This window comes from Leifsonia xyli subsp. cynodontis, assembly GCF_050632205.1.
Classification (GTDB): domain Bacteria; phylum Actinomycetota; class Actinomycetes; order Actinomycetales; family Microbacteriaceae; genus Leifsonia; species Leifsonia xyli_D.
Map to the genome: position 1 here is coordinate 1531002 of NZ_CP192578.1, position 18581 is coordinate 1549582.

General features: G+C 69.4%; 13 protein-coding genes and 1 pseudogene. 6 read left to right on the plus strand and 8 right to left on the minus strand.

The features are described from left to right. Positions 1–26: 26 nt before the first annotated feature. A complete protein-coding gene (locus ACQ86M_RS07600; protein ID WP_431247614.1) occupies positions 27–944 on the minus strand; it encodes a sulfurtransferase in 918 nt (305 codons plus the stop codon). Positions 945–1093: 149 nt separating this feature from the next. On the opposite strand from ACQ86M_RS07600, the gene zapE reads away from it, so the two are divergent. Further along, on the plus strand, positions 1094–2149 hold the full coding sequence (gene zapE / locus ACQ86M_RS07605) for a cell division protein ZapE (protein WP_431247615.1): 1056 nt from the start codon (positions 1094–1096) through the stop codon (positions 2147–2149). 71 nt (positions 2150–2220) lie between these two features. Here zapE and ACQ86M_RS07610 read toward each other — a convergent pair whose 3' ends face one another. Beyond that, positions 2221–3462 (minus strand): alpha/beta hydrolase family protein, encoded by a 1242-nt coding sequence (locus ACQ86M_RS07610; RefSeq protein ID WP_431247616.1) that lies wholly within the window; start codon positions 3460–3462, stop codon positions 2221–2223. A gap of 100 nt (positions 3463–3562) precedes the next feature. On the opposite strand from ACQ86M_RS07610, the gene ACQ86M_RS07615 reads away from it, so the two are divergent. The 4 genes from ACQ86M_RS07615 (at position 3563) to ACQ86M_RS07630 (ending at position 8788) form a co-directional block, all read left to right on the plus strand. Continuing rightward, a complete protein-coding gene (locus ACQ86M_RS07615) occupies positions 3563–4123 on the plus strand; it encodes a DUF3000 domain-containing protein (RefSeq protein ID WP_431218151.1) in 561 nt (186 codons plus the stop codon). A gap of 42 nt (positions 4124–4165) precedes the next feature. Next, positions 4166–5362: an HRDC domain-containing protein gene (locus ACQ86M_RS07620; protein WP_431247617.1), complete on the plus strand. Its 1197-nt coding sequence runs from the start codon at positions 4166–4168 to the stop codon at positions 5360–5362. Between the two features lie 73 nt (positions 5363–5435). After that, on the plus strand, positions 5436–6644 hold the full coding sequence (locus ACQ86M_RS07625; protein ID WP_431247618.1) for a thiolase family protein: 1209 nt from the start codon (positions 5436–5438) through the stop codon (positions 6642–6644). A gap of 5 nt (positions 6645–6649) precedes the next feature. Next, positions 6650–8788, plus strand: a complete 2139-nt coding sequence (locus ACQ86M_RS07630) for a 3-hydroxyacyl-CoA dehydrogenase NAD-binding domain-containing protein (protein ID WP_431247619.1) — start codon at positions 6650–6652, stop codon at positions 8786–8788. Positions 8789–8863: 75 nt separating this feature from the next. On the opposite strand, the gene ACQ86M_RS07635 is transcribed toward ACQ86M_RS07630, so the two are convergent. From ACQ86M_RS07635 to ACQ86M_RS07650, 4 genes and pseudogenes are all read right to left on the minus strand, one after another. Then, positions 8864–9844 (minus strand): aldo/keto reductase, encoded by a 981-nt coding sequence (locus ACQ86M_RS07635; protein ID WP_431247620.1) that lies wholly within the window; start codon positions 9842–9844, stop codon positions 8864–8866. Then, on the minus strand, positions 9841–10233 hold the full coding sequence (locus ACQ86M_RS07640) for a MerR family transcriptional regulator (protein WP_431218155.1): 393 nt from the start codon (positions 10231–10233) through the stop codon (positions 9841–9843). Before ACQ86M_RS07640 ends, ACQ86M_RS07635 begins: the two co-directional genes overlap by 4 nt. Positions 10234–10370: 137 nt before the next feature. Further along, a complete protein-coding gene (locus ACQ86M_RS07645; RefSeq protein ID WP_431247861.1) occupies positions 10371–11546 on the minus strand; it encodes a transketolase C-terminal domain-containing protein in 1176 nt (391 codons plus the stop codon). Continuing rightward, positions 11544–12325 (minus strand): annotated as a pseudogene (locus ACQ86M_RS07650) (1-deoxy-D-xylulose-5-phosphate synthase N-terminal domain-containing protein); the annotation flags it as partial. The pseudogene ACQ86M_RS07650 and the gene ACQ86M_RS07645, both read right to left, overlap by 3 nt. A 176-nt stretch (positions 12326–12501) precedes the next feature. Here ACQ86M_RS07650 and ACQ86M_RS07655 point away from each other — a divergent pair. Next, positions 12502–13188 carry a hypothetical protein gene (locus tag ACQ86M_RS07655; RefSeq protein ID WP_431247621.1) on the plus strand — a complete coding sequence of 229 codons (687 nt, stop codon included), beginning with the start codon at positions 12502–12504 and terminating at the stop codon, positions 13186–13188. A gap of 48 nt (positions 13189–13236) precedes the next feature. On the opposite strand, the gene acnA is transcribed toward ACQ86M_RS07655, so the two are convergent. Together acnA and ACQ86M_RS07665 are read right to left on the minus strand one after the other, a co-directional pair. After that, positions 13237–16053 carry an aconitate hydratase AcnA gene (gene acnA, locus ACQ86M_RS07660; protein ID WP_431247862.1) on the minus strand — a complete coding sequence of 939 codons (2817 nt, stop codon included), beginning with the start codon at positions 16051–16053 and terminating at the stop codon, positions 13237–13239. Between the two features lie 138 nt (positions 16054–16191). Next, the gene (locus ACQ86M_RS07665) at positions 16192–18564 is read right to left on the minus strand and encodes an HAD-IC family P-type ATPase (protein WP_431247622.1); all 2373 of its coding nucleotides are present in this window, start codon (positions 18562–18564) and stop codon (positions 16192–16194) included. Positions 18565–18581 lie beyond the last annotated feature (17 nt).

Here is an 18581-nt window from a genome sequence, read left to right on the forward strand (position 1 = left end):
CAAGGCTACGTCCGATCCGGACCCGTTCAGCGCGACGGGACCTCGCCGGGCTCGCTGCCGGTCGCGATCGGGACGCGGACCGCCGAGCCCCACTCCGTCCAGGAGCCGTCGTAGTTCTTCACGTTCTCGAAGCCGAGCAGGTGGGTGAGCACGAACCAGGTGTGGCTGGAGCGCTCGCCGATGCGGCAGTAGGCGATGATGTCGTCGCCGGGGGCGAGGCCGGCGCCGTCGAGGTAGACCTCCTCTAGCTCGGCACGGCGCTTGAACGTCGCGTCGGGAGCTGCGGCCTTGGCCCACGGCACGGACTTCGCCGACGGGATGTGGCCCGCGCGCAGGGCGCCCTCGGTCGGGTAGCCGGGGATCTCGGTCCGCTCGCCGCTGTACTCCTCCGGCGAGCGCACGTCGATCAGAGCCCCTCCGCCCGAACGGACGAGCCCGAGGTGCGCCAGCACGTCGTCCTTGAAGGCGCGGACGACCGTGTCGTCGCGCTCGACCACGGGGTACTCGACCGGGGCCGGCTGCGGGACGTCACGGGTCAGCTCACGGCCCTCGGCGATCCACTTGTCGCGGCCCCCGTCGAGCAGACGCACATCCTCGTGGCCGAACAGGGTGAACACCCACAGCGCATAGGCGGCCCACCAGTTGTTCTTGTCGCCGTAGATGACGACCGTCGTGTCGCGGGCGATGCCCTTCGAGCCGAGCAGCTCGGCGAAGCGCTCGGCGCTGACGTAGTCGCGCACGACGGGGTCGTTGAGGTCGGTGTGCCAGTCGATCTTGACCGACCCGGGGATGTGACCGGTGTCGTACAGCAGCACGTCCTCATCCGACTCCACGACCACGAGTCCCGGTTCGCCCAGGTGCGCTGCCAGCCATTCCGTGCTCACCAGGCGCTCGGGGTGGGCGTAGCCGGAGAACTCGGGCGACGGGTCGGTCTCGATGGTCATGCGGGGGTGCCTCCAGGGTCGGTCCAGGGTTGCGGTCCTTGCCGCAGGACTAGGCTTGGAGGCCTGCGACAGCTCCCGAATCTACGTCCAGCGTAGGCGGCGGCGAACGGTCGCGGTAAGACTTCGACACAAAGGTGCAGACCCCCGTCATGACTCTCGAGCAGACCGGCGCCCTCCCCCGCCTCGCCGACCGTTCGCCCCAGATCACGGGCGCAGAGATCGCGGAGAGCCTGGTGCCGCCGTCGCAGTTCGAGCACGCGACGTTCGAGTCGTACCGGCCCGATCACGATTACCCCTCGCAGGCGGAGGCGGTCTCGACGCTGAAGCTGTTCGCGAAGACGTGGGAGCCGCAGCGTCCGGCCGGGCTGTTCAGCCGCAGCCGCAAGAAGGTCGAGGCGATGAAGCCCGGCGTCTACCTCGACGGCGGGTTCGGCGTCGGCAAGACGCACCTCCTGGCCGCTCTCTGGCACGAGGCGCCCGGGCCGAAGTACTTCGGCACCTTCATCGAGTACACGGCGCTGGTCGGCGCGCTCGGCTACGCGGGCGCGGTCGACCTGCTCCGCGGATCCGCCCTCATCTGCATCGACGAGTTCGAGCTCGACGACCCGGGCGACACGATGATGATGACCCGGATGCTCGGCGAGCTCGTCGCCTCCGGCACCCGCATCGCCGCGACCAGCAACACGCCGCCGAACGCGCTGGGCGAGGGGCGATTCGCCGCGAGCGACTTCCTGCGCGAGATCCAGTCGCTGTCGTCGAACTTCGAGACCATCCGCATCGACGGCCTCGACTACCGCCGTCGCGACACCACCGGCAGCGCGATCACCGTCGAGCCGGACGCGTACGAGCGCATCCTCGCGGTGATGGCCGGCCGGGGCGAGACCGTCACCAGCGACGGGTTCCAGGACCTCATCGCGCACCTCGCGACCGTGCACCCGTCGCGCTACATCAAGATCATCGACGGCGTGGATGTGATCGGCCTGACCGGCGTGGAGGTGCTGCACGACCAGATGGCGGCGCTGCGCCTCGTCGCGTTCATCGACCGTGTGTACGACGCCGAGATCCCGATCGTGCAGACCGGTGTGCCGCTGAGCCAGGTCTTCGACGACGAGATGCTGGGCGGCGGCTACCGCAAGAAGTACCTGCGCTCCACCTCGCGCATGATCGCCCTCACCGCGGGCGAGCTGCCGCCGCACGACGAGTAACCCCGCGGGCAACGAAGGTGTTCGGGTGTCGAATCTCCTTCGAATGGCAGTGTTGCAGGAGATTCGCGGCGTCAGGCGGCCGGATCTCCTTCGATGGCCGCGAGATCGGGCTCGGTGGCGGCGGCCGCAGCCGGCACATTCTCGGCCAGCCAGCCCGCGATCGCACTCGACCACTTCGCCTCGTCGTAGTTCCACAGCTTGGTGTGCAGGGCCGTGTCGAACGGCACCAGGGTGACGATGTCGCTGCGGGCCTCGGCGAGCGCCCGCGAGCCGGTCGACGGCACGAAGCCGTCGTCGTCGCTGTGCAGGATGAGCATCGGCAGGCGCAGCTCGGACGCGCGGGCGACGAAGTCCATGCTGCGCAGATCGATCGGTGCGCCGAGACCGGTGATGGGCCCGCTCCACTCCGACTCGATGAGCCGCATCGCCGCGCGGGTGACCACGTCGGGGAGCCGGAGGAGGTTGCCCTGGTACTCGAGGGTGTCGATCCAGTCGATGACGGGCGATTCGAGCACGATGCCGGTCACGTTCTCCACAGCCGTCGAGCGGGTGATCGTCTGCAGCACGACCGCTCCGCCCATCGACCAGCCCATCAGCACCACCGAGCGCGCGCCGTGCTCCACCGCGTAGTGGATGGCCGCCTCGATGTCGCGCCACTCCGTCCCGCCGAGCCCGTACCGGCGGTCGACGCTCTCGGGGGCGTCGCCGTCGTTGCGGTACGATGCGAGCAGGCAGGTGAAGCCGGCGTCGTGGAAGGTCCGCACCGCGCGCAGCCCCTCCTGGCGGGATGCTCCCCACCCGTGCACCTGGATGACCCAGCGGCCGTCCCCCGCGTCCGCATCCGCCGGGAAGACCCACGCCGGCGCCTCCCCCAGGTCGGTGGAGATCGCGACGCTCGTGACGGGCAGGCCGAGTTCCTCCGGCTGCAGGTAGTAGTAGCCGGAGATCCGGGCGCGCCCCTCGCGCAACTCGCCGAACTCGACCCTCTCCAGTTCGCGGGTGACGCTGCCGTCCTCCCGCTCGATGAGGCCGCCGAGCTTGGCGTAGGCGGTGTCGCCGCCCCACCAGAGTCCGAACCGGCCGGGCATGGCCGCATCCGGTGTCTCCCGCAGGGTGACCGTGCCGACCGTCTCGTCGAAGGAGCGGATGATCTGGTTCTGGGGCCGCCGCCGCACCGGCGTGATCACGGTGCGGGCGACCCGGGCGGTGACGAGCGCGGCGAGTCCCGCCGTGGCCAGCACCAGTCCCCCGGCGACCACTCCCACCGTGCCCAGTGCCTTGCCGAACGCCGAACCCGAGCCGCTCTCCGCCATAGTGTGCAGCGTACCGGCGGGCGGCCGGGCGTGCCCTCAGGAGTTCCTCAGGCGGCGTGCCTTACTGGTGGGACCCCCAAAGGCTTCTAGTGTTCGAAGCGTGCCGACACCGACATCCCCACCGCAGCATCCGGCGGAGTTCGCCACGGCGCTGGAGTCAATCCGTGCCGCAGTGTCGCGGCCGGAACTCGTGATCGAGGAGATCCCCGCGCCCGCGCAGCTCGCACCGTACTCGGTCGCGCTCGCCGCCGACGTGCGGCCCGCGCGGCACGGCAGCGACTCCGACCTCGGCACCGGACGCTTCATCCTGCTCTACGACCCGGACGAGCCGGAGGCGTGGGGCGGCCCATTCCGCATCGTGTGCTTCGCGCAGGCGCCGCTCGAGACCGACATCGGGCTCGACCCGTTCCTCGCCGACGTCGCCTGGTCGTGGCTGGTGGATGCGCTGGATGCGCGGCACGCCCGCTACACGGCCGCGAGCGGAACGGCCACCAAGATCATCTCCACCGGCTTCGGCGAGCTCGCCGCGCAGGGCGACGGCTCTCAGATCGAGCTGCGCGCATCCTGGAGCCCGCTGGAGTCGGACGTCTCGGCGCACGTCGAGGGCTGGGGCGAGCTGCTCTGCATGCTCGCCGGCCTGCCCCCGACCGGCGAGGGGTGAGCCTGCTGAGCTCGCGGGCGGCCTCGCCGAGAAGGACGCCGCGTGGCTGATCACACCGTCATCGACACCCGGGCGGCCTACCTGATCGCGGTCGAGCGCATCGCCGCCGGCAACGGCCCCGTCGCCGTGGACGCCGAGCGGGCCAGCGGCTTCCGGTACTCGCAGCGCGCCTATCTCATCCAGGTGTTCCGGCGCGGATCGGGTACGTTCCTGTTCGATCCGCCCGCGGTCGGCCGGTTCGACGAGCTCAACGAGGCCATCCGCGACGAGGAGTGGGTGCTGCACGCGGCGACGCAGGACCTGACGTGTCTGCGCGAGGTGGGCCTCGACCCGTCCATCGTGTTCGACACCGAGCTGGCCGCCCGACTGCTCGGGATGCCGCGCGTCGGCCTCGGGACGGTCGTGGAGGAGCTGCTCGGCATCCACCTCGCGAAGGAGCACAGCGCTGCCGACTGGTCGACGCGTCCGCTGCCCGAGCCGTGGCTGAACTACGCGGCGCTGGATGTGGAGCTGCTGCCCGACCTGCGCGACGCCATCGCGGCGCTGCTCGACGAGGCCGGCAAGACGGACATCGCCCGTCAGGAGTTCGCCGACGAGCTGGTGCGCGACCTCGTGCCGGTGCGCAGCGAACCGTGGCGGCGGTTGTCCGGCATCCACTCCATCCGGGGACTGCGCAACCTCGCCGTGGCGCGCGAGCTGTGGCTGGCGCGGGATGCGCTCGCCCGCGAGATCGACACCGCCCCCGGGCGCCTGGTTCCGGATGCGTCGCTGACGGCCGCTGCGAAGGCCATGCCCGAGAGCAAGCGGGCGCTGGCCTCGCTCAAGGAGTTCACCGGCCGCGCCAGCCGGACCGAGCTGGACCGCTGGTGGGCCGCCATCGAGGCCGGGCGCACCACCGACGACCTGCCGGTGCTGCGCGGCAACGGCGACAGCCTCCCGCCGCCCCGTGCCTGGTCCGACCGGAACCCGGACGCGGACGCCCGTCTCAAGGCGGCCCGCGCGTCGCTGACCGCGGTGTCGGAGGAGCGCGCGATCCCGCTGGAGAACCTGCTGACCCCGGAGACGCTGCGCCGCGTCGCCTGGACCCCGCCGGCCGAGGTCACGCCCGAGAGCATCGGCGACGCCCTGGCGGCGCACGGCGCCCGGCCCTGGCAGGTTGCCGCAACCTCACAGGTGATCGCCCAGGCTTTTGTGGAAAGCACCCAAACGGCCGACGAGGGGTCCGAGCCCGTTTCGTAGGAAGGATCAAACGATTCTTTTCGTGCACAACGGTGTACCTAGGATCGTTCCCGACCGTGATTTGGGAGGCACTGTGGCCGATAGGAACGAAGTCGTATTCGTCGACGGAGTCCGTACTCCGTTCGGACGAGCCGGCGAAAAAGGGCAGTACTGGAACACCCGGGCGGATGACCTCGTCGTGAAGGCGATGATCGGTCTGCTCGAGCGCAACCCCGAGGTGCCCAAGGACCGCATCGACGACGTGGCGATCGCCGCGACGACCCAGCAGGGCGACCAGGGTCTGACCCTCGGCCGCACCGCCGCGCTGCTCGCCGGGCTGCCGAAGTCGGTGCCCGGCTTCGCGATCGACCGGATGTGCGCGGGCGCCATGACGAGCGTCACCACGCTCGGCTCCGGCATCGCATTCGGCGCCTACGACCTGGTGATCGCCGGCGGCGTGGAGCACATGGGCCGCCACCCGATGGGCTTCGGCGCCGACCCGAACCCGCGCTTCCTCAGCGAGCGGATGGTCGCCGAGGACGCGCTCAACATGGGCATGACCGCGGAGCGCATCCACGACCGGTTCCCGGCGCTCACCAAGGAGCGCTCCGACCGCTTCGCGATGCGCAGCCAGCACAAGACGGCCGCCGCCTACGAGGCCGGCAAGCTGCAGCCCGATCTGGTGCCGGTCGCCATCCGCTCGGAGTCGGGCTGGGGCCTCGCCACGCAGGACGAGGGGATGCGCCCCGAGACGAACATGGAGGGCCTCGCGACCCTCAAGACGCCGTTCCGTCCGCACGGGCGCGTGACCGCGGGCAACTCGTCGCCGCTGACCGACGGCGCCACCGCCTCCCTCCTCGCCTCGCACGATGCGGTGAAGGAGCTGGGTCTCACCCCGAAGATGCGGATGGTGAGCTTCGCCTTCGCCGGTGTCGAGCCGGAGATCATGGGCCTCGGCCCGGTCCCGTCGACCGAGAAGGCGCTCCGCAAGGCCGGCCTGGGCATCGACGACATCGGCCTGTTCGAACTGAACGAGGCGTTCGCCATCCAGGTGCTGTCGTTCCTGGACCACTTCGGGATCGCGGACGACGACCCCCGCGTCAACCAGTGGGGCGGCGCGATCGCGATCGGACACCCGCTCGCCGCCAGCGGCGTGCGCCTGATGATCCAGCTCGCGGCACAGTTCGGCGAGCACCCCGAGGTGCGGTACGGCATCACCGCGATGTGCGTCGGCCTCGGCCAGGGCGGCACCGTGATCTGGGAGAACCCCAACTACGACAAGCGCGCTGCGCGGAAGGGCTGAGAAGCGTGACGGACTACAGCAAGATCGACTTCAGCCCGCTCGAGGCCGTCGCCGACGACGAGGTCGTCACCCACGCGTTCGTGAAGGATGTGACCCTGCCGAGCGGAAAGCGCCTCGCCCTGGTCACCCTCGACAACGGACGCGACCACACCCGCCCGAACACGCTCGGGCCGGCGACGCTGCTCGAACTCGGCCGCACCTTCGACGAGCTCACCGAGCGGGCGAAGCGCGGCGAGATCGACGCGGTCGCGGTCACCGGCAAGCCGTTCATCCTCGCCGCCGGGGCCGACCTCAGCCGGGTCGGCGACATCCCGAGCGTCGAGGTGGCGAAGCTGCTCCCCCAGCTGGGCCACTACGTCCTCGGCAAGCAGGCGACCTTCGGCGTGCCGTCGTTCGTGTTCACGAACGGCCTCGCGCTCGGCGGCGGCGTGGAGATCGGCCTCAACGCCGACTACCGCACGATCGACCGCAACACGGCCGCCTTCGCCCTGCCGGAGGTCTTCCTCGGCCTCATCCCCGGCTGGGGCGGCGCCACCATCCTGCCGAACCTGATCGGCATCGAGAACGCCCTCAAGGTCGTCGTCGAGAACCCGCTCAAGCAGAACCGGATGCTCAAGGCGCAGGAGGTCTTCGACCTCGGCATCGCGGACGCGATCTTCGACTCGGCGAACTTCCTCGAGGACTCCCTGAAGTGGGCCGACCAGGTGCTCACCGGCACGGTCGTCGTCAAGCGCCCGAACGAGCCGGGCAAGATCGAGCGGATGGTCAAGTGGGATGCCGCCATCGGCATCGCCCGCAAGATGCTCGAGTCGCGCATCGGCACCGTGCCGAAGTCACCGTACAAGGCGCTCGACCTGCTGAAGGCCGCCAAGTCGAACGACCGCGCGGCCGGCTTCGAGCTCGAGGACGAGGCGCTGGCGGAGCTCATCTCGGGCGACCAGTTCCAGGCGAGCATCTACGCCTTCAACCTCGTGCAGAAGCGCGCGAAGCGTCCGGCCGGCGCACCCGAGAAGAAGCTTGCGAAGAAGGTCACCAAGATCGGCGTCATCGGCGCCGGCTACATGGCCAGCCAATTCGCGCTGCTGTTCGTGCGCCGCCTCCGCGTCCCCGTCGTCATCACCGACCTCGACCAGGCGCATGTCGACAAGGGCGTGGCCTACATCCACGACGAGATCGGGAAGCTCCAGGAGAAGGGGCGCATCTCCCCCGACGAGGCGAACCGCCTGCGCGCCCTGGTGACGGGGACGACGAACAAGGCCGACTTCGCGGACTGCGACTGGGTCATCGAGGCCGTGTTCGAGGAGCTGTCGGTCAAGCAGAACGTCTTCGCCGAGGTGGAGCCGTTCCTCTCCGACGAGGCGGTCATCGCGACCAACACGTCGTCGCTGTCGGTGGAGCAGATCGGCGCGAAGCTGAAGCATCCTGAGCGGCTGGTCGGCTTCCACTTCTTCACCCCGGTCGCGGTCATGCCGCTGATCGAGGTCGTGAAGACGCCGCACACCGATGAGGCGACGCTGTCGACCGCGATGGTGACGGCGGCGGCGCTGAAGAAGAACGCGGTCATCACGGCGGACACGCCCGGCTTCGTCGTCAACCGCGTGCTGGCGAAGATCCTCGGTGACGCGATGCACGCCGTCGACGATGGGACCCCGTTCGAGGTGGTCGACGAGGCCATCGCGCCGCTCGGCCTCCCGATGCCGCCGTCCGCCCTGCTCGACCTCGTCGGGCTCAAGGTCGGAGCGCACGTGCTCGACACGCACCACGCGGCGTTCCCGGACCGGTTCTACCGATCCGAGAACCTCCACAAGCTGGCCGAGTACGGCACGCTGCTGGAGAAGGACGCCAAGGGCAAGGTGAAGGGCCTCGACAAGGGCGCCGCGAAGATCGTCTCGGGCGGCACGAACCCGTGGACGAAGGAGCAGATCCTCCGCACGCTGGAGGACGGCCTGGCCGACGAGATCCACCGCATGCTGGTGGACGACCACGTGGTCGAGGCACCCGAGGACATCGACCTCTGCATGATCCTGGGCGCGGGCTTCCCGTTCCAGATGGGCGGCATCACGCCGTACCTCGACCGGGTCGGAGCCTCGGAGCGCGTCTTCGGAGACACGTTCCACCACCCGCCGATCAAGGGCGTCGCGTAACGCCCTCATCCATGGGACGCAACACGCCGTTATCCACTTCGGATAGCGGCGTGTTGCGTCTCACCGGTCGCCGGGTCAGCGGTTGACCGTGGACATGTCCGGGTAGCGGTCGCCGACCGGGGCGGCCACCGCATCCAGCCGAACGAGCTGCTCCGGGCTGAGCTGCACGTCGGTCGCCGCCACGTTCTGCTCCAGGTTCGCGACCTTCGTCGTGCCCGGGATCGGCGCGATGTCGTCGCCCTTCGACAACAGCCACGCGAGAGCCACCTGGCCGGGCGTCGCACCCACTTCGCGGGCCACCTCATCCACCTGCTCCACGATGCGGATGTTGGCCTCCAGGTTGTCGCCCTCGAAGCGGGGGTTGAACCGGCGGAAGTCGTCCTCCGACAGCTGGTCGAGCGACCGGATGGTGCCGGTCAGGAAGCCGCGGCCCAGCGGCGAGTAGGGCACGAACCCGATCCCGAGCTCGCGCACGGTCGGCAGCACCTCCGCCTCCGGGTCGCGCGTCCACAGCGAGTACTCGGTCTGGATGGCCGTGACCGGGTGCACCGCGTTCGCCCGGCGGATCGTCGCGGGCGCCGCTTCGGAGAGGCCGTAGTGGAGGATCTTCCCCTCCTCGATCAGCTCCTTCAGCGCGCCGACGGTGTCCTCGATCGGCGTTTTCGGGTCCATGCGGTGCTGGTAGTAGAGATCGATACGGTCGGTGTTCAGTCGGCGCAGGGAGCCCTCCACCGCGAGCCGCAGGTTCTCGGGCGACCCGTCGAGGCCCCGCTCGCCGTTCCCACGGTGCAGGATGTTGCCGAACTTCGTGGCGATGACGACACGGTCGCGGCGGCCGTCCGCGAACGCCTTGGCCAGCAGCTCCTCGTTCGTGTACGGGCCGTAGATCTCGGCGGTGTCGAAGAAGGTGACTCCCAGATCCATCGCCCGGTGGATGGTGGCGATCGAGCCGGCCTCGTCGCTTCCGGCTCCCGTGTAGAACGCGGACATGCCCATGCAGCCGAGGCCCAGCTGCGAGACCTCCAGCTTCTCGGTTCCCAACGTGATCTTCTTCATGCGTCGTTCCTTTCCGCGACCTGCTGTCGATAGAGGTCGATCTTGTAGTCGATGGCCGCCAGACTCGCCGTCATCTCCTCCAGTTGCCGCACCACGGCCATCCGGTGCAGGAGGAGCAGCTCCAGCCGCTCGGCTTCCGTGCCGTCGCCCTGCCGCGCGAGCACGACGTACTGGCGCATGGTCGCGATCGGCATGGCGGTCGAGCGCAGCTTCGTGAGGAAGTTCACCCACGACACGTCGGCGTCGGTGTAGCGCCGATGGGTCGAGGATGCGCGCTCGACGGGCGTCAGCATGAGGCCCTCGCGCTCGTAGTAGCGCAGCGTGTGGGTGGTGAGTCCGGTCCGCTCGGCGACGTCGGAGATCGACATCGCCGTCCGTGTGTCGGTCATACCTGCACACTAGGACTTAGAGCGCACTCCAAGTCAATCGAGGGCCGGACTCTCTCAGCCAGCGCCCATCGAGTGGTGACTCGATGCTCGAATTCGGGGCGAGTGGCGACATGATGTCACCACTCGGCGAAACTCATTCAGGCGCGGCGCTTCTTGGCGGGGGCGGCCTCGTCGGCGGCGGCCTCGTCCTCGGGGAGCGGGCGCGCGATCGGCACGCGGCTGCCGAGCACCTGGGCGACCAGGTCGCGCGCGATCTTCTGCGGGGTGAGCCCCGCATCCTCGAGGATCTGGTCGCGCGTCGCGTGGTCGATGAACGCGTCGGGCAGGCCCAGCTCGTCCACGGCCGTGTCGATGCCGGCCTCGCGGAGGTCCTGCCGCACGCGGGTGCCGATGCCACCGACGCGGATGCCGTCCTCCAGCGTCACCACGATGCGGTGCTCCGCCGCCAGCGACAGGATGCTCTTCGGCACCGGGACCACCCAGCGCGGGTCCACCACGGTGGCGCCGATCCCCTGCGCGGCGAGACGGTCGGCCACCTTCAGGCCGAGGTCGGCGAACGGGCCGACGGTGACGAGCAGCACATCCTTGCGGTCGCCCTCGCGCAGCACGTCGACGCCGTCGTCGAGGCGGCGCACCGCGTCGATGTCGGGCTGCACCGCGCCCTTCGGGAAGCGCAGCACGGTCGGAGCGTCGTCGACGGCGACCGCCTCCGCCAGCTCCTCGCGGAAGCGCGTGCCGTCACGCGGCGCCGCCAGCCGGATGTCCGGAACGACCTGCAGGATCGCGAGGTCCCAGATCCCGTGGTGGCTCGGCCCGTCGGGGCCGGTGACCCCGGCCCGGTCGAGCACGAAGGTGACGCCCGCCTTGTGCAGGCCGACATCCATCAGCACCTGGTCGAACGCGCGGTTCATGAACGTGGCGTAGATCGCGACGACGGGATGCAGCCCGCCGTAGGCGAGGCCGGCCGCGCTGGTCACGGCGTGCTGCTCGGCGATGCCGACATCGTGCACGCGGTCCGGGAAGCGCTCGGCGAACTTGTGCAGCCCCGTCGGGCGCAGCATCGCGGCGGTGATGCCGACGATCTTCGGGTCCTTCTCGGCGAGCCGGACGATCTCGTCGGCGAAGACGCCCGTCCACGACGGCTTGCTCGACCCCTCCGTCGGCTCCCCTGTCTCCGGGTCGATCTGCCCGATGGCGTGGAACTGGTCGGCCGCATCCCGCAGCGCGGGCTCGTAGCCGCGGCCCTTCTGCGTGATCGCGTGCACGATGACCGGCGCGCCGTAGTTCTTCGCCTGGCGGAGCGCCTCCTCCATCGCCTCGATGTCGTGCCCGTGGATGGGGCCGATGTACTTGATGTCGAGGTTCGAGTAGAGCGCCTCGTTGTTCGAGAACCGGCTGAGGAAGCCGTGGAGGCCGCCGCGCACGCCGCGGTAGAACGACCGGCCGGGGGTGCCGAGCTTGTCGAACGCGCGCTGCGACGTGAGGTAGAGGCTGCGGTAGCTCTTGCGCGTGCGGACGGTGTTGAGGAAGCGTGCCATCCCCCGATGGTCGGCGCGTAGGACCGGCCGTTGTCGTTGACGACGATGATGAGCTTGCGGTTGTTGTCGTCGGAGATGTTGTTGAGCGCCTCCCACGTCATACCGCCCGTGAGGGCGCCGTCGCCGACCACCGCGATGACGTGGCGGTCCTGCTGCCCGGTCAGCTGGAAGGCGCGGGAGATGCCGTCCGCCCACGACAGGGACGACGAGGCGTGCGAGCTCTCGACGATGTCGTGCTCCGACTCCGACCGCTGCGGGTAGCCCGCCATGCCGCCGCGCTGGCGCAGCTGGGAGAAGTCCTGGCGCCCGGTGAGCAGCTTGTGCACGTACGACTGGTGGCCGGTGTCGAACACGATCGCGTCACGGGGCGAGTCGAAGACGCGGTGGATGGCGAGCGTCGTCTCCACCACGCCGAGATTCGGCCCGAGGTGGCCTCCGGTCTTCGCCACGTTGGCGACCAGGAAGGCCCGCACCTCCGCGGCGAGCTGCACCAGCTCACCGTCGGTCAGCCGATCGAGGTCGCGCGGCCCGTGGATCGTCTCGAGGATGCCCATGCGTTCGAGTCTAGGCTCGCGGACATCAAGGGAGGCTCGGAACGTGCAGTTGACCGGTGGAAGTCCGCAATCAGTGTGCGTTAGAACACAGCGGCCCGGGCGAACCCGGGCCGCTGAGAGCGTGACGTCGTTCGTACTGCCGACGCCGTTGCAAACGACTTTACTACGCTCCACAGATGGCTGCCGAGATCATGACCTATTTCAGCGCGCCGCGTATGGCGACCTACGCGCAGTGCTGCGACGGCGACGAAGACCGTGCGCTGCTGCTGTACCGGGCGAACGCGCATCTCAGCAGCGTCGGCCACATGTCCGTCCACTACTTCGAGGTGATCCTGCGGAATGCACTCGATCACCAGCTACGGTCATGGAATCGCGAAACGCACGGTCGAGAGGAGTGGACGCTCGACCCGGCGCCTGTCCTTGCCGCCGTGGTCACGGAGGATCGTCTGCGTGCCGCCCGCGCGCACGCCGGTCGTGCGGTCCGAGGGCGCCGGCCCATCCAGCACGACGATGTGGTGGCCCAGCTCTCCTTCGGAGCATGGCGGAGCCTGCTTCCTTCGCTGCGGCATCGCTGGAAGCAACGGCTGTGGGATGAGGCGCTCCAGTACTCCTTCACGAACCGGCAGAACGTCCGCGCCGATCAGATCTCAGCAGCCGTCGCTATCGTCTACGACTTCCGCAACCGCATCGCTCACCACGAGCCGGTCTTCCGGCTGGATCTGCGAGGGAAACGACGGGCGATGCGCGACGTCCTCCACAGCATCCACCCGGCCGCCCGCCGCTGGTTCGTCGAGCACGAGCCCTTCTCGGCCGCGCTCGACGACTTCTACGCCGCCTGGCCCGAGTTCCGCCGGACGAACTGAGCCCCCGGCACCTCACGGCACCGGGGGCTCAGCTCATGCGATCTCCGCTCAGACCAGGCTGCGCAGCACGTACTGCAGGATGCCGCCGTTGCGGTAGTAGTCCGCCTCACCGGGGGTGTCGATGCGGACGACCGCGTCGAACTCGATCGTCTGCTTACCCGCGGGCGAGTGCTCGCTCGGCTCCGCTGTGACGTGGACGGTCTTCGGAGTGGTGCCCTCGTTGAGCTGCTCCAGGCCCGTGATCGAGAACACCTCGGTGCCGTCGAGGCCCAGCGAGTCGGCCGACTCGCCGGCCGGGAACTGCAGCGGCACCACGCCCATGCCGATGAGGTTCGAGCGGTGGATGCGCTCGAAGCTCTCCGTGATGACCGCGCGGACGCCGAGGAGGCTGGTGCCCTTGGCCGCCCAATCGCGGGACGACCCGGAGCCGTACTCCTTGCCGCCCAGGATGACGAGCGGAGTGCCCTGCGCCTGGTAGTTCTGGGACGCGTCGTAGATGAACGACTGCGGCCCGTCGGCCTGCGTGAAGTCGCGGGTGTAGCCGCCCTCGACGCCGTCCAGCAGCTGGTTCTTGAGGCGGATGTTCGCGAACGTTCCGCGGATCATCACCTCGTGGTTGCCGCGGCGCGAGCCGTAGGAGTTGAAGTCCTTGCGGTCGATGCCGTGCTCGTTCAGGTACTGGCCGGCCGGGCTGTCCGCCTTGATGGAGCCGGCGGGCGAGATGTGGTCGGTGGTGACCGAGTCGCCGAGCTTGGCGAGGGCGCGGGCGCCGACGATGTCAGTGACCGGCGTGGTCTCGAGCGTCATGCCCTCGAAGTACGGGGGCTTCCGCACGTACGTCGACTTCTCGTCCCACTCGAACACCGAGCCGGTCGGCGTCGGCAGCGACTTCCAGCGCTCGTCGCCCTCGAAGACCGACGCGTACTGGTGCACGAACATGCCCTCGTTGATGGACGAGTCGATCGTGTCCTGCACCTCGGCCGCGTCGGGCCAGATGTCCTTCAGGAAGACGTCGTTGCCCTCGGAGTCCTGACCGAGCGGGTCGACCTCGAAGTCGAAGTTCATCGAGCCGGCCAGGGCGTACGCGATGACGAGCGGCGGGCTCGCCAGGTAGTTCATCTTCACGTCGGGGTTGATGCGGCCCTCGAAGTTGCGGTTGCCCGAGAGCACTGCGGTGACGGCGAGGTCGTTCTGGTTGACCGCCTCGGAGATCTCGTCGAGCAGCGGGCCCGAGTTGCCGATGCAGGTGGTGCAGCCGTAGCCGACCGTGTAGAAGCCGAGCGCCTCGAGGTCCTGGGTGAGGCCGGCCTTCTCGTAGTAGTCGGTGACGACCTTCGAGCCCGGCGCGAGGGTGGTCTTGACCCACGGCTTCGCCTTGAGGCCCTTCTTGGCCGCGTTGCGGGCGAGGAGGCCCGCCGCGAGCATGACCGACGGGTTGGACGTGTTGGTGCACGACGTGATCGCCGCGATGGCGACGGCGCCGTGGTCGAGGACGAAGTCCTCTCCGCTCTGCTTGAGGGTCACCGGCGTGGGGCTGGAGGCCGTCTTCGGCGCGTGGCTGTGGTGCGTGTGGACGTGGATGCTGCGGTCGTCCTCCGGCTGCAGCTCGCCCGGGTCGGAGGCCGGGAACGACTCCGAGATCGTCAGGTCGACCAGGTCGTGCGAGACGTCGGCGTAGTCGACGAGGTCCTTCTCGAACTGGCCCTTGGCCTCGCTCAGCTCGATGCGGTCCTGCGGACGCTTCGGGCCGGCGATCGACGGGACGACCGTGGAGAGGTCGAGCTCGAGATACTCGCTGAAGACAGGCTCGACCGACGGGTCGTGCCACAGGCTCTGCGCCTTGGAGTACTGCTCGACCAGCTGCACCTGCTCCTCGCTGCGGCCGGTGAGGCGCAGGTAGTCGAGGGTCACCTCGTCGATCGGGAACATGGCAGCGGTGGAGCCGAACTCCGGGCTCATGTTTCCGATGGTGGCGCGGTTGGCGAGCGGCACCTCGGCGACGCCGGCGCCGTAGAACTCGACGAACTTGCCGACCACGCCGTGCTTGCGCAGCATCTGCGTGATGGTGAGCACGACATCCGTCGCCGTCACACCGGTCGGGATGGCGCCGGTCAGCTTGAAGCCGACGACCTTGGGGATGAGCATGGAGACCGGCTGGCCGAGCATGGCCGCCTCGGCTTCGATGCCGCCGACGCCCCAGCCGAGCACGCCCAGTCCGTTAACCATGGTGGTGTGCGAGTCGGTGCCGACGCAGGTGTCGGGGTAGGCGAGGAGCTCGCCGTCGATCTCACGGGTCATGGTGACACGGGCGAGGTACTCGATGTTGACCTGGTGCACGATGCCGGTGCCCGGCGGGACGACCTTGAAGTCGTCGAAGGCGGTCTGGCCCCAGCGGAGGAACTGATAGCGCTCCCCGTTGCGCTCGTACTCGATGTCGGTGTTGCGCTCGAGCGCGTCCTCGCGGCCGAACAGGTCGGCGATGACCGAGTGGTCGATCACCATCTCGGCGGGCGCCAGCGGGTTGATCTTCTTCGGGTCGCCGCCGAGCGCGGAGACGGCCTCGCGCATGGTGGCGAGGTCGACGATGCAGGGCACGCCCGTGAAGTCCTGCATGATCACGCGCGCCGGCGTGAACTGGATCTCGGTGTTCGGCTCGGACTTCGGGTCCCAGCCGCCGAGGGCGCGGATGTGATCGGCGGTGATGTTCGCGCCGTCCTCCGTGCGCAGCAGGTTCTCGAGCAGGACCTTCAGGCTGAACGGCAGCCGCTGGTACCCCTCCACCTGGTCGATCGCGAAGATCGTGTAGTCACGCGATCCGACCGTCAAGGTCTTCTTCGCACCGAAGCTGTTCACTGCAGACACAATGCCCTCTCCTTCATCGGCAGGCGATGTTCACGCACGCCTCGTTCATCTTCCACGTCCGCCGAAGCGCCTTTCCAGCAAGGTAAGCCTAAATCCTCACATCGGGAAAGTATCTTGACGTCGAGATAAAATCTACCACGTTCACAGGCGGTCGAAGACCAGGCCGCGCCGCTTCGCGAAGCGGTAGAACAGTTCCACCCCGGCGGCTCCGACGGCCCCGACAGCGAGACCCCAGGCGAGGGCCGCATCCAGCCGCAGATGCATCTCGAAGAAGGCGGCGGTGAACGGGACGATGCAGACCAGCGCGAACGCGGCCGCCACCGCGGCGAGCAGCAGCCAGCGCATCCCGGTGAGCGGCCGGGTGAGCACGCACAGGATCCAGAGCGAGACCACGAACAGGGCCACGGTCGTGACGCTCCGGGCCTCGTGCAGCGGGATGCTGCGGTAGAGCGGCGCGTAGGCGACGATCGCGGTCAGCCCGGCGATGAGGCCGGTGGGGATGGAGTACCTCAGCACACGGCCGAGCACGCCCGGCGTGTAGATGCGCTTGTTGGGCGCGAGCGCCAGGAAGAAGGAGGGGATGCCGATCGCCAGCGACGAGACCAGCGTCAGCTGACGCGGCAGGAACGGGAACGGCCACAGCAGCAGCGCGCTGACCAGGGCGAGCAGGATGCCGTAGGTCGTCTTCGCCAGGAAGATGTTGGACACGCGCTCGACGTTCGCGATCACCCGCCGGCCGGAGGCCAGCACGTCGGGAAGTCGGTCGAATCTGTCGTCGAGCAGCACGACGCGCGACACGGCCTTCGTCGCCGCGGTGCCGGTGCCCATCGCGATGCCGAGGTCCGCGTCCTTCACGGCCATCGCGTCGTTGACGCCGTCGCCGGTCATCGCGACCGTGCGCCCGCGCTCCTTCAGCAGCCGCACCGCCGCGCGCTTCTGGTCGGGGCTCACCCGTCCGAGCACGCTCGCCCGTTCCAGGGCCTCCGCGAGCTCCTCGTCGGTGGTCAGAGTGGATGCGTCCACCGCGTCGCCCTGCAGTTCGAGGTCGCGTGCGATGGCCGCGACGGTGACCGGATTGTCGCCCGACATGACGACCACCCGCACCGCCTGCTCTTCGAAGTACGCGAGGGTGTCGTGCGCCTCCGGTCGCAGCGTCTCCGCGAGCAGCACCAGCAGGGCCGGGTCGACCCGCGTCCCGGCGAGTGGGACGTGCACCTCCGCCGGCAGCGGGTCGACCGCGCGGGCGAGCGCCAGCGTGCGCAGCCCCGACGCCGCGAGCTCGGTGGCGCGCGCGAGCGCCTCGGGATGGGCCGCGAGCACGCGCTCCGGCGCGCCGAGCACCCAGGAGCTCTCCTCCCCGTCGACGGTCATCGCGAGCGCGCTGTACTTCGTCGCCGAGCTGAACGGGATGCGCCGGACGACCCGGAACCGATCGCTCCGGAAGTTCGACCCCAGGATGCCCGAGGTGGCGTTGCCCGCCTCGTCGGATCCGAAGGCGGCCAGCGCGATCTCGGCGAGCCCCGCATCCACACCGCCGTCGAGCCGCTCGATGCCGTGCAGGGCGAGCTCGCCCGTCGTCAGCGTGCCCGTCTTGTCGAGGCACAGCACGTCGACGCGCGCGAGCACCTCGACCGCCGCGAGCTCCTGCACCAGCACCTTGCGGGTCGCCAGCTGGATCGCCGCGACGCCGAAGGCGAGGCTGGTCAGCAGCACCAGTCCCTCGGGGATCATGCCGACCACCGCGGCCACCGCGTCGAGCAGGGCGCGCCGCCAGCGCTGGTCGACGAAGATCTCGGCGAAGCCGCCGTAGGTGAAGACGCGGCCGACCAGTGTGATCAGGATGAGCGGCCCCAGCACCCAGGAGAGGTAGACCAGGATGCGGTTGGTCGCCTCGCGCAGCTCCGACCGCACCAGGGAGTGCTTGCGGATCTCGCTGGTGAGCCGGCTGGCGTACGAGTCGGCGCCGACCGCCGTGACGACGGCCAGGCCCGTGCCGGTGACCACGTGCGACCCCGACAGCAGCGGCGCGTCCTCGTCTTTGAACACCGGGTCCGACTCGCCGGTCAGCATCGACTCGTCGAGCGACAGCCCGGTGCTCTCGACGACCAGCCCGTCGGCGGGCACCTGGTCGCCCGGACGCAGCACGAGCAGGTCGTCGAGCACGACCTCCGCGAGAGGAACGGTGACGACCTCGCCGTCGCGCCGCACGCGGCTGTGCGGCGCCGCCAGCAGAGCGGCACGGTCGAGCACGCGCTTCGCGCGGTACTCCTGGACGATGCCGATCAGCGCGTTCACGACGACGATTCCGAAGAAGAACCCGTCGCGGAGGTCGCCGAGCAGCAGCACGACGACGAAGCAGGCGGTGAGGATGCCGTTGAACAGCGTGAAGATGTTCTCGCGCAGGATGTCGCCGAGCGACCGCGAGCTGGGCTGGGTCTGCGTGTTGACCCGGCCGTCGGCGACGCGCTGGGCGACCTGGGCGGCCGTCAGCCCGTCACGTGTCGCCTCCAGCATCCGTCCCCCTCCGCCTG